The organism is Sphingobacterium sp. MYb382 (genome assembly GCF_037572665.1).
Classification (GTDB): Bacteria; Bacteroidota; Bacteroidia; order Sphingobacteriales; family Sphingobacteriaceae; genus Sphingobacterium.
Genome location: NZ_JBBGZT010000024.1, coordinates 15,074 through 27,670, shown reverse-complemented (window position 1 = coordinate 27,670; position 12,597 = coordinate 15,074). Strand labels below are relative to the sequence as shown.

Genomic DNA, 12,597 nt, shown 5'->3' with positions numbered 1-12,597 from the left:
GTAATCGGTCTTTTAAAATGTAGTTTTATGCTTACAGTTTTATTTTAATTGATTTTTAATTAAATATTTGTTGCTAATAACTTTTGTTGGTTAAAACTATTTTTGCCCAGTCGCATGAACACGGGCGAACAGTTTGGGTATAGACAAATCGTATGCCATTCTTTTTACAATATTTTCTTCAACGAGTTTTCGGAATATACTTTTTCTACTTTTTGTGACGAGCAGAAGGTCTATGTGTTCATCAATAATCACGCTATCAATAGCGCTAGACAGGTTTTCTAGATTGCGATTATACAATGCTTGTGATTTTACTGTGTATGAAATATTTTGAACACCCGTTTGCGTAATAATTTCTTCAATCCAATTTTTGAAGCGTTCATCAATGATACTTATTTTCTCATCATTCTTATTTACATGGATAAGTACGAGCTCAAAACCATTGCCTAATAAGTTGATGGCCTGCTGTAGGGCCTCAATTTCTGCAGGCTTAAAATTGCATAGTAAGCCTATTCTATCTTTCTTGAAATTCGCCTTTTCTACAGGAAGCGCTAGAACGGGCGTTTTTGTGTTTAGGATAACATCATAGGTATTGCTCCCTAAAAATAAGGCTTCTATGCCTGTTGCTCCTTTTGTTCCCATAATTATTGTATCGTAATTAAAGGCGGCAGTAAGCTTGCTTATTTCCTCATACAGATTGCCGTCTTTATATATCGCTTGGCATTGTAAGGACGGGTATTGCGTCTTAATGGAAGCTAAAGCCTGAGCCATATTCTTTTCGGCAATGACCACCTGTGGGTCTGAAAGGTCGACATTAACCTGTCGGTTAGTGTACATATTGGAATGCGTAGTGTAGACGTGAACAAGATCTATTGCTTGCTTTACGGTATTATGCTCAATAAGTTGGCATGCGTAATCAATCGCTGCTTGCGAATGCTCAGAAAAGTCTACCGGGATTAGAATTTTTTTCATGATACTTATTTATTTAAACAGTTTTACTAAAAAAAGCAGGTTTAGGTAAGTCTAGTGTTAAGGCCTTAGATACCGATGGTGTAAACAGTTTTTTAAGAAATGGTCTACGGCTGTTTGATACGAGTAGCATATCAATCATAGCGATATCTACCAGTTTGCTAATAACCTCTGGAACGGTATCTAGTTCTTGGTCATCTTTAACTGTTGGGCCTATGACATAGCCAATTTTTTCAATATGGTTAAACTTACGGATATTAAAGATCCATGATTCTATGCGTTCTTTAACCTCACTTACCTCTTCACCATAGTTGTAAATATGAATTAAGTCGAGGTCTACTTGCCCTTTGAAAAGTTGCATATACTCTTTCAGAGTTACAAGTTCTTCGGCTTTGAAGTTGGTTAATAGTCCGATTTTTTTAATTGTATGGCTGCCTTCTATATTAGGAATGGCAATAACTGGAACATGCGATTTACCGATTATTAATGCGGTGTTGCTGCCCCAGAAGATATTTTTATTTCTCGATGTACCTGTGGTTCCCATCACGACGGCAGCATAATCTGCTTGTACGGTTTCATGGGGTATTACCTCTTCTAGTAATCCTCTTTCATTGCTGAAAGAAATCGGCAGTTTTGGATATTCTTTTTGAAGTTTTTCTACCCATTCTTTCATCGTTTGGTCCGCTTGTAGAATTGGGTCATCATTAAAATCGTCTTCTCCATTTTCATGACTTAAGTAAGTGGTGGAAGCCGTGTAACAATGGAGGAGGTGCAGGCTGTAATGTTGTTCTATGCCCATTTTTGCGGCATATTGAGCAGCCCGATAAGCATTGTCTGAAAAGTCTGTCGGCACTAAAATTTTCTTCATAACCCGTTTTTGATTGCTTCTTAAATATACGCATATTAACCATAAAATGGGAGAACTTGGTTAAGATTGTGTCAGAATTCCCTTTTCCTTCCATATATTGAAGCTTCGCGCTTTGTATGGGAAAGCATTTTTGAGTAAGTTTGCACTTCAACTATTAGTATAGAATTCAATGACCAGTAAAGAAATACGTGAAGCTTTTTTAGCGTTCTTTAAAAACAAGTCACACCAGATTGTTCCTTCGGCACCTGTTGTTGTGAAAAATGATCCGACTTTGATGTTTACCAATGCAGGGATGAATCAATTCAAAGATTTGTTCTTGGGGGAAGCGCAAGCTAAATATTCACGTGTCGCCGATACCCAACGTTGTCTACGCGTTTCGGGTAAGCATAATGATTTGGAAGAAGTAGGTATTGATACCTACCATCACACCTTGTTTGAGATGTTGGGTAACTGGTCTTTTGGAGATTACTTCAAGAAGGAGGCCATTGCATGGGCTTGGGAGTTGATGACTGAGGTTTATAAGCTCGATAAAGACCGTTTGTATGTAACCATCTTTGAAGGGGACGAAAAGGAAGGTTTAGCGCGCGATATGGAAGCTTTCGACTTTTGGAAAGCATTGATTGCCGAAGACCGTATTTTATTGGGTAATAAAAAAGATAACTTCTGGGAAATGGGGGAAACGGGTCCTTGTGGTCCTTGTTCCGAAATCCATTATGATATGCGTCCCGATGCAGAACGCCAACAAGTTGGTGGTCATGAATTGGTGAATGCTGATCATGAGCAGGTTATTGAAATATGGAACTTAGTATTTATGCAGTTCAACCGTTTGAAGAACGGTAGTTTAGAGACTCTTCCAGCACAAAATGTGGATACAGGAATGGGCTTTGAGCGTTTGGTACGTGCTATTCAAGGGAAAACGTCAAACTATGATACCGATGTGTTCCAGCCGATGATTCAATTTATCGCTGAGAAATCGGGTATAGTGTATGGTGCTGATGTGAAAACTGATGTTGCTATGCGCGTTTTGGTCGATCATATTCGTGCTGTAAGTTTTGCTATTGCTGATGGGCAGTTACCATCAAATAATAAAGCGGGTTATGTAATTCGTCGTATTTTACGTCGTGCTGTTCGCTACGCTTATACTTTCTTGGGCTTCAAAACGCCTTTCTTTAATGAGTTGGTTCCTTTGTTATCAGCGCAGTTTGCTGGCGTATTTGATGAACTGTCCCAACAAGAAAGCTTCGTGCAAAAGGTTGTGTTGGAAGAAGAGGTTTCTTTCTTACGTACCCTGACTACTGGTATTCAGCGTTTCGAGAACTATGTTGCTGACCACGCACAAGTGGATGGTGATTTCGCCTTTGAGCTTTTTGATACGTATGGATTCCCAATCGATTTAACAGACTTGTTATCGCGTGAGAAAGGTCTTTCTGTAGATATGGAAGGTTTCCAAAAGGCTTTGCAAGCGCAAAAGGAACGTTCGCGTGCGGCTACGGCTATTGATACGGGCGATTGGGTATTGGTACAAGAAGATGAAGAAACAGAATTTGTGGGCTATGATTATTTAGAGGCTACAACACAAATTGTAAAATATAGAAAAGTAACCGCTAAAGGTAAAGAGCAATATCAGCTGGTATTGTCTGTGACGCCGTTCTATCCAGAAGGTGGTGGTCAGGTAGGCGATACAGGCGTATTGGTATCTGAAGCTAATGAGAAAGTTTACATTACCGACACGAAGAAAGAGAACGGCTTAATCGTTCACTTCGTTAATCAGTTGCCTCCAGTATTGGAAGGTGATTTTAAAGCTACGGTAAATAAAGACAAACGTATCGATACCGAAAACAATCACTCCGCTACGCATTTATTGCATGCTGCTTTGAAGCAGGTATTGGGTGACCATGTTAACCAAAAGGGATCGATGGTTTCGCCTGAGGTTTTACGTTTCGACGTTTCCCACTTTGCGAAAATTACGTACGATGAGATTAAGCAGGTAGAAGATATCGTTAATGCACGTATCCGTGCAAATATCGCATTGAAAGAAGAACGTCAAGTTCCTTATCAGCAGGCAATCGACTCTGGTGTTACGGCGCTTTTCGGAGAGAAATATGGCGATTATGTACGTGTTATTACGTTTGATGATGCTTTCTCTAAAGAATTATGTGGAGGTACACATGTGAGCTCGACAAGTCAAATCGGCTTCTTTAAAATAACGTCTGAATCTGCTGTTGCAGCTGGTGTTCGTCGTATTGAGGCTATCACAGGAACGCATGCTTATGCGGTAATCCGTGAGCAGTTTGAGCTGGTTGATAAGCTGCGTGAGTTGATGAACAATCCTAAAGATTTTGTATCCTCTATCGGCAAATTAATTGAAGATAATAGCGACTTAAGAAAAGCTGTTGAAAATAGTATTCGCGAGCGTTCTTTGGCTTTGATGAGTGATCTTACTTCGAAAGTTGAAAACATCAATGGTGTTAATTTCTTGGCTGTAGAAGTAGACCTTCCAAATGCTGATGCGGTTAAAACATTGACTTATGCTTTAAAAGGAGCTGTAGAGAATGTATTTATCGTAATTGGTGCTGATTTCGATGGTAAGCCAAGTTTGACGGTTGCCATTTCGGATGAGCTAGCGAAAGAAAAAGGTTGGAATGCAGGTGCTATCGTGAAGGATTTAGCTAAAGATATCCAAGGTGGTGGCGGTGGTCAGCCTTTCTTTGCTACAGCGGGTGGTAAGCTGAGCGCTGGCTTAGTGAAGGCAATTGCGCGTGCTAAGGATTTTGTGAATTAAGAAAAAGAAATAAGATATGCAGAAAGTTTTAGGTTTTGTGGGGATGTTGGGAGCTATGCTCTTGGCAAGTTGTTCGAATAAGAATGTTATTCATATATCAGGTCAAATAGAAAATCCAGGAAATATTAAGGTAGTCTCTTTTTATGAGGGCGATCGTAAGCTAGATTCTGTGTTTTTGGCGGATGGCAATAAATTTAAATTCGAGCGAGAGGCCACACAACCTAGACTACTTTCTATTGCGGTTGGTAACAATAAATACCCTGTTATATTGACACCAGGGGAACAGTTGACCTTCAATGCAGATATGTTTAGTCCAGAGGATTATAAGGTGGAAGGGTCTGAGCTATCGGCCGTATTGAAAGACTTCGCTCCTTATAAGCGACGTAAAGAGTTTGTTCAAGATTCTTTACAGTCGTCTTTTGCGCAGGCTACTTCCGACAAAAGTTCGGAAGAAATTGAGAGCTTGCGTTTCGCTTATTTGACAGAGTTTAAAGCGAAGTTGGCTGCTTATACGCAGCAGGCGGTGGCCTTTGCGCAGAAGAATCCTAATTTAGCGGGATTCTATGCGATGAGTACGCTTGATCCAGAGGTTGCCGAGAAGGAAATTCTTGCTTACACCGATCAGATAGCAGATAAGTTTACGGAGAACCGTTATGTTAGCCAGTTTAAAGAGGAAGCGCAGAAGCTGAAGGTGCTCGCTATTGGACAGCCGGCTCCGGCATTCTCTTCTTTCACACCAGGCAATAAGCCGGTAAATTTAAGTGACTTCAAAGGCAAGTATGTGCTTGTTGATTTTTGGGCTTCTTGGTGTGCTCCATGTCGTCAGGAGAATCCAAATATTGTGCAGCAGTATAACCTGTATAAAGATAAAGGATTTACTGTTCTAGGGGTGTCCTTAGACAATAACCCAGGAAGCTGGATGCGTGCTATTAAAGATGATCATTTAGACTGGACACAGGTGTCAGATTTGCAAGCTTGGAGCTCCGACCTTGTGAAATCTTACCGTTTAAAATCTATTCCAACATCTTATTTATTAGACCCTAACGGGTTGATCGTAGCGAAAAACTTGCGTGGGAAAGAGCTAAGCGACTTTTTAGCGAAAACATTGCGTTAAATTTTATGTTTAGCTATTGTTAAGTGTTAACAATAACATAACATTGCTTTAATATTGACTTACCATTTAGTACATAATTTAGCAAAAAAACAACTATGACTGCCAAACAGAAAATACTAGTGGTGGATGATGAACGAGATATCGTTGATTTAATCTCTTACAACCTAACGAAAGAGGGATATCAAGTTTATCAAGCGCATAACGGTAAGGAAGGAATTGAAGTCGCGAAACAAGTAAATCCAGATTTAATTATCTTGGATGTGATGATGCCCGGTATGGATGGCATTGAAGCTTGTCGCTTGATGCGTTCCATGCCTGAATTCAAGCAAACTTTTATGGTTTTCTTGACGGCCCGTAGCGAGGAATATTCCGAAATTGCTGGTTTTAATGTGGGGGCCGATGATTATATCGCGAAGCCGATTAAGCCTAGAGCTTTGATGAGCCGTATCAATGCAATCTTGCGTAGAAATGCTTCAGAGTCTGCTATTGAAACTTCGGATAAGTTAGAGATCTTAGATTTAGTAATCGATCGTGACTCTTTCTTGGTGTACCGAGGTACGGATAAGATTGTATTAGCTAAAAAAGAATTTGAACTGTTGTACCTTTTAGCTTCTAAGCCGAATAAGGTTTTTACAAGAGAGCAGATTTTAAAAGCTATATGGGAAGATTCCGTTGTAGTAACGAATAGAACAATCGACGTACATATTCGTAAGTTGCGCGAGAAAATCGGCGAAAACTATGTATTCACTGTAAAAGGTGTAGGCTATAAATTTGAACTTAATTAAGCCGGCTTAGCTGTCGAAAAGATATAAATCCTCAACCTTTGGTTGGGGATTTTTTTATGGACTAGAATTCCTTTTTTAGAAACATAAAGCTTACATTTAGAGGAGCTTTATACTTTAATGATGCGTATTTTAGAATTAAAATAGTCAGTATGGAACATGTACATAAGATGAAAGATGGCGTTTGTACGATTTGTGGACAAACCGAAAAAATATATACACAAGCAGGAGCGGGCGATTTAGTGGGTAAAGTAAGCACCAAGGCTACTGCTGCAGATAGTGGTTCTTGTTGTTCCCATGATCATGGGCATGACCATAGCCACGAGGAAGGCGGTAGCATCGTTAAGTTATTTGCCCCCGCTATTGTTAGTTTGTTGCTCTTGCTGGTAGCTTTAGCATTCGACAATCTGTTGAAGCCGGAGTGGTTTCAAGGATGGGTTCGTTTAGTTTGGTATGTGGTAGCTTATATTCCTGTTGGTCTTCCTGTTTTGAAAGATGCCGTAACGAGTATAACAAAAGGGAACATCTTCTCCGAATTTTTCCTAATGGGAATTGCTACCTTGGGGGCTTTTGCTATTTCCGAATTTCCTGAGGCCGTTGCGGTGATGTTATTTTATGCCGTTGGCGAAAACTTTCAAACGCTGTCAGTATCGCGTGCCAAAGCGAATATAAAGGCGTTGCTGGATCAGCGTCCTGATGAAGCTACAATAGAGGCTGATGGCAGCACGCGAGTGGTGAAGGCGGTGGATGTCCGTGTGGGCGATGTATTGTTGCTTAAGCCGGGGGAGAAGCTAGCGCTGGATGGTACTTTGTTGACCGATACAGCTTCTTTTAACACGGCTGCCCTGACGGGCGAAAGTAAGCCTGATACAAAAAAACAGGGCGAAGTGGTGCTTGCAGGTATGATCAATCTTCAAACCGTGGCTAAAGTGCGTATCACGGCTGCTTATGAAGATAGTAAGCTGAGTAAGATTTTGGCATTGGTGCAAGATGCTACAGCACAGAAAGCGCCTACGGAATTGTTTATATCGCGTTTTGCAAAGATCTATACGCCTATTGTTGTTTTCTTAGCGATAGGAATAACCTTCTTGCCGATGCTTTTTGTGGAGGATTATGCTTTCCGTGATTGGTTGTACCGCGCCTTGGTTTTCTTAGTTATCTCTTGTCCTTGTGCTTTGGTTATTTCTATTCCGCTGGGTTACTTTGGCGGAATTGGGGCTGCAAGTAAAAATGGCGTGCTTATAAAAGGTAGTAACTACCTCGATGTGTTGGCCGATGTGAAGCATGTGGTGATGGACAAAACAGGAACCATGACCGAAGGGGTATTTGAGGTGCAGGAGCTTAATTTTAAAGGACATATTGAACAGGAGCGTCTCTTACGTTTGGTAGATGCGATGGAGTATCATAGTTCCCATCCAGTAGCTACGGCTATTCATAAGTATGTAGGCGAAAGAGACAATAGTATCACTATTAATAAGCTGGAAGAGATTGCCGGGCATGGTTTGCGTGGTGAGGTTGATGGTCAAGAGCTCTTAGTGGGTAACTTTAAATTGTTAGCTAAATTTGGTGTAGACTATGATGTAGACCCGAATAGTATTGTCTACAGTACGATTGCGGTGGCCTATGGCGGCATATTTCAAGGCTACCTTACCATTGCTGATAAAATTAAAGAAGATGCGGCAGAGGCTGTAAAACGCCTGCATGACCTCGGTGTGAAGACGACTATGCTGAGTGGCGATAAAAACAACGTGGTGCAATTTGTGGCTGATTCACTAAAAATAGATCAAGCATATGGCGATTTATTGCCGGAGGATAAAGTAAGTCGTTTTAAAGAAATTCAATCGGATAAATATAAGTTGGCTTTTGTTGGTGATGGCGTTAATGATGCGCCTGTTATTGCGTTGAGTGATGTTGGTATAGCTATGGGCGGATTAGGAAGCGATGCGACTATTGAAACTGCTGATGTGGTTATTCAAGATGATAATCCGTTAAAAATACCTTTGGCCATCCATGTCGGTAAAAAAACAAAGCAGCTGGTATGGCAAAATATCAGTATGGCTTTTGTGGTTAAAGCTATTGTTTTAGTGTTAGGAGCCGGTGGATTAGCAACGATGTGGGAAGCTGTGTTTGCCGATGTCGGGGTTGCGCTATTGGCAATTCTTAATGCGGTGCGTATTCAGCGGATCAAGTTTTAATTTGTTTACCGTTTATGTAGCCAAGAATCTTTGTTTACAATATTTAGCTTATTTATGTAATCAAAGATTCTTGTTTACCGTTTATGTAATCAAAACCTTTTGATTACAATATTTACTAAAATTATGTAATCAAACTTTTTTAAGTGCATAATAAAATGTAAGTTTAAAGATTAATTTACACTTTAGCTATGGATTATAATTTAGCGAATGCCGTTGATTATCATTACGATAAGTTTCCTCCTCAACAGGAAGATATTCTTTATCCTTCCTTTATCTTAGAACTTCTTAACGCTACAGAAGCATTAGCTCGTTTTGATCAAATGCTTAAGAATCTTCATAATTCGGAGATATTATTGGCTCCTTTACGTAATCAAGAGGCTGTGCTATCGTCACGTATAGAAGGTACGATTAGCACCATGGACGAAATAATGCAGTATGAGGCTGATAATGAAAGTCTGGATAATCCTGCTGTTAGGTCTGATGTTATAGAAACTATTTTATATCAGCGTGCTTTAAAAAATGCACAGGAAGCTTTGCAAGATGGATATGGATTCTCTATAGGGTTTATTAAGCAAATGCACCAGCAATTATTGTATTTTGGAAGGGGAGCTAATAAATCCCCAGGGGAGTTTAAAAAAGAACAAAATTATTTAGCCGATAAATTGAAAAAAGAAATTCAGTTTATTCCTATTAGTGCTGAAAAGTTAGAAGAAGGGTTGGATTGCCTTTTTTCATTTATAGAAGAGAGTAGCTTACCTCCATTGATTAAAACTGCAATTATGCATTTGGAGTTTGAAGCATTACATCCTTTTAAAGACGGGAATGGTAGAATTGGTCGCATGCTGATTACTTTGTTACTTTGGAAAACAGGAATTATTTCCCAACCTCATTTTTATATTAGTGGTTATTTCGAAGAACATAAAGACGCATATATTCAGGTAATGAGAGACGTTTCCAGTTCAGGGAATTGGAATCCATGGATCAAGTTTTTTTTGCAGGCGGTCAATGAGCAAGCGATTAATAATTTACAAGTTGCCGAACGTATTAAAAACCTATATGAGCAATTAAAAAATGAATTTTCTACAGTATTAGCTTCCAAATGGAATATGGAGATTCTAGATTTTATTTTTACACATCCTGTTTTTAGAAATAATAAATTTGTTAGCCGTACCGGAATTCCTAATGCCACGGCAATGATTATTATTAAAAAGTTAATTGAAAAAGGCTATTTGGTTGTCAAAGAAGAGTCTGCCGGTCGAAGGGCTGCATTGTATTCTTTTGAACCTATGATGAGCTTAGTTAGGGTTTAGTTTATTTTGTATGTTGTCATTTTCGTGCCGCTCTTAGCGGCATTTTTATTTTAAAGAAGGAGCACTCGTAAATCCAAATTTTGTGTTTTTATTTTGTTAATCACCTAAGTTAGGTCTACAAAATATCTGTAAAGTGTATATAGAAATTGAGGGTTTTTAAAAAAAAGAATGTTTCTGATTGGCCTTTAAAGGTTTTTTTCATGAGCAATAAAAAAGGCGAAATCGTTATGATTTCGCCTTAGTACCCAGCGCCGGAGTCGAACCGGCACATCCGAAGATATTGGTGTTTGAGACCAACGCGTCTACCGATTCCGCCAGCTGGGCTTGCTGTTCGTTAGAGTGATGCAAATATAGAAGTTGTTTTACTTTTTCCAAAACATAATTGCATTATTTTTATAAACCATTTGATTTTTAGGCTATTTAATTTTTGTCTTTTTTTTCGGAGGTTTGTTTTTGGTGGATTTGAGTAGGTATTTAGGAGAAAAAATAGTTTTTGAGTGACTATTTTTTCTATTTACTAAAAAAAATAATCCAATTTTTTCCGGTCTATGCATTACTTTTGCATCGATGAATAAAATAATCCTGCATAAAGGAAAAGATAAAGCCGCTTGGCAATTGCACCCTTGGGTGTTTTCGGGCGCAATAAAAACGGTGGAAGGATCACCGGAAAATGGTGAGGTAGTCGCTGTTTATAATGTCGATTTAGAATTTGTTGCTTACGGCGTTTATAGTGCGGTATCACGTGTTGCTGTTCGTTTATTGGAGTGGCATCCTGATCGCGTTATTGATGAGGCATGGTGGCGCAATCGCGTGCAACGTGCGGTGAAGATGCGTGCACATTTGTTGAACGATACGAACGATACCTGCCGTTTGATATTCGCGGAAGCGGATTTCTTACCCGGATTGATTGCCGATAAATATGCAGACTTTATTTCTATTCAGGTACATGCTGCAGCTTTGGAGCGTGTGAAGCCATGGATTATCGATGAGTTAGTTAGCTTATTGAAGCCTAAAGGAATTTATGAGCGTAGCGATATCAAATCACGTACACATGAAGGTTTGCCGGATAGCAATGGTCTTGTTTACGGTGAAGTGCCACCTGAGTTTGTCGATGTCTTAGAAAATGGTATTCGCTACCAGATTAATATTGTTGAAGGACAGAAGTCTGGTTTTTACTGCGATCAGCGTGAAAATCGCTTTTTGACAGCGCAATATGTAAAAGGAAAGCGTGTGTTAGACTGTTTCTCTTATTCTGGAGGCTTTACATTAAACGCTTTTCAAGCAGGAGCTGCTTCGGTATGTTCTGTAGATAGTTCGGCTTTGGCCATCGATACCTTAAAACGTAATATCGCCGTTAATGGATATGATGCTGCAAAAAGTACAGCTGTTCAGTCTGATGTGAATAAATATTTACGCCAGTTGGGTGAAGAGGGAGAGAAATTTGATCTTATCGTTTTAGATCCACCTAAGTATGCGCCTTCACGTTCTTCACTAGATAAGGCTTCACGTGCCTATAAAGATTTAAATCGTCGTGGCCTGATGCTTTTAGAGAGTGGTGGCTTGTTAGCTACGTTCTCCTGCTCAGGAGCGATGGATATCGATACTTTTAAACAGGTTGTTGCTTGGGCTGCGCTTGATGCTGGTAAAGAAATACAATATATACGCCAATTCCACCAACCGGAAGATCATCCGGTACGGGCTTCATTCCCTGAAGGGGAATATTTAAAAGGCTTGTTGGTACGTGTAGTATAATAAAAAAAGCGGATGTTAAATCCGCTTTTTTTATTGAACGCTGTCCAGCCAAGCTTGTGCCATTAGGTTAGCGCCTGCTAGCGAAGTATGGATGCCGTCGGTAGTCCAGTAGCCTCCATTGGCCTGCTGTTCTGCATGATCAAAAATCTGTTGGTAGGGGATGAATAGAGCTTTGTATTCTTGTGCAATTTCGCGTGATGCCTGTTGGTAGGTCGGAAATTCGGGATACCAAGCGTCAGTTACATGTTTCACATTTTTGACCGCAAAAGGCTCGCCGACGATTAGCTGTACATTGGGCAGCTGACGTAGCGTTTCATCTAGTAGTTGTTGGTATTGACTTTTGTATTGTGCGGCAGAGTTTTTTGCTCCTTGGTCCATGGTGCGCCAAAAATCATTTACACCGATCAGTATGCTTAGCACGGTAGGTTGCAGAGTAATGGTGTCTAAGTCCCATCTTTTTTGTAAATCGGGCACACGATTACCACTGATGCCTCGGTTATAAATCTGCATATTTTTGTCGGCGAATTTATTGAGGAGGGTGCTTGCTGCAAGCATCGCATAACCATTGCCTAGGGCATTTGTTTGGTTCGTATATTGCTGTTGATCCCGATTGCGGCCAGCATCGGTAATGGAATCACCCTGAAACAAGATGATATCATTTTGCTTTAGGGTGATTTTATGTTGTGGTTGTGTGCGTCGTTCTTCCGCAAACAGCGTGTGGCTGGCTAGCGAGCTTGCGCCTAATGTTAGCAACCCTTTAGTGATAAAGTTTCTTCTTGACTCCATATGTAGGCTTTATAATGTGCTTTAGTATGAAGTAAAAATAAT

Annotated in this window: 9 protein-coding genes and 1 tRNA gene; 6 read left to right on the top strand and 4 right to left on the bottom strand. The window is 40.0% G+C overall.

Annotated elements, in window-relative coordinates; all coding sequences use genetic code 11:
• Positions 1-96: 96 nt before the first annotated feature.
• Entirely contained in the window at positions 97-969 is an 873-nt protein-coding gene (locus tag WH223_RS10760) for a universal stress protein (protein ID WP_340047641.1), read from the bottom strand.
• 13 nt (positions 970-982) lie between these two features.
• Entirely contained in the window at positions 983-1,834 is an 852-nt protein-coding gene (locus tag WH223_RS10755; RefSeq protein ID WP_340047640.1) for a universal stress protein, read from the bottom strand.
• A gap of 169 nt (positions 1,835-2,003) precedes the next feature.
• Between WH223_RS10755 and alaS the strand changes: the two genes are divergently transcribed.
• The 5 genes from alaS to WH223_RS10730 all read left to right on the top strand — a co-directional run bounded on the left by alaS (position 2,004) and on the right by WH223_RS10730 (position 10,017).
• Complete coding sequence (gene alaS, locus WH223_RS10750; RefSeq protein WP_340047639.1) at positions 2,004-4,616, top strand: alanine--tRNA ligase; 2,613 nt, start codon at positions 2,004-2,006, stop codon at positions 4,614-4,616.
• A gap of 16 nt (positions 4,617-4,632) precedes the next feature.
• Positions 4,633-5,730 carry a TlpA disulfide reductase family protein gene (locus WH223_RS10745; protein WP_340047638.1) on the top strand — a complete coding sequence of 366 codons (1,098 nt, stop codon included), beginning with the start codon at positions 4,633-4,635 and terminating at the stop codon, positions 5,728-5,730.
• Positions 5,731-5,825: 95 nt separating this feature from the next.
• Positions 5,826-6,515 (top strand): response regulator transcription factor, encoded by a 690-nt coding sequence (locus WH223_RS10740; protein WP_340047637.1) that lies wholly within the window; start codon positions 5,826-5,828, stop codon positions 6,513-6,515.
• Between the two features lie 149 nt (positions 6,516-6,664).
• Positions 6,665-8,707 (top strand): heavy metal translocating P-type ATPase, encoded by a 2,043-nt coding sequence (locus WH223_RS10735; protein ID WP_340047636.1) that lies wholly within the window; start codon positions 6,665-6,667, stop codon positions 8,705-8,707.
• A 188-nt stretch (positions 8,708-8,895) separates the two neighbouring features.
• On the top strand, positions 8,896-10,017 hold the full coding sequence (locus WH223_RS10730) for a Fic family protein (RefSeq protein WP_340047634.1): 1,122 nt from the start codon (positions 8,896-8,898) through the stop codon (positions 10,015-10,017).
• Positions 10,018-10,259: 242 nt separating this feature from the next.
• Here WH223_RS10730 and WH223_RS10725 read toward each other — a convergent pair.
• A tRNA-Leu gene (locus WH223_RS10725) sits at positions 10,260-10,341 on the bottom strand.
• A 243-nt stretch (positions 10,342-10,584) separates the two neighbouring features.
• Here WH223_RS10725 and WH223_RS10720 point away from each other — a divergent pair.
• Positions 10,585-11,769 (top strand): class I SAM-dependent rRNA methyltransferase, encoded by a 1,185-nt coding sequence (locus WH223_RS10720; RefSeq protein ID WP_340047633.1) that lies wholly within the window; start codon positions 10,585-10,587, stop codon positions 11,767-11,769.
• Between the two features lie 30 nt (positions 11,770-11,799).
• Here WH223_RS10720 and WH223_RS10715 read toward each other — a convergent pair whose 3' ends face one another.
• Positions 11,800-12,555: an SGNH/GDSL hydrolase family protein gene (locus WH223_RS10715; RefSeq protein ID WP_340047631.1), complete on the bottom strand. Its 756-nt coding sequence runs from the start codon at positions 12,553-12,555 to the stop codon at positions 11,800-11,802.
• Positions 12,556-12,597 lie beyond the last annotated feature (42 nt).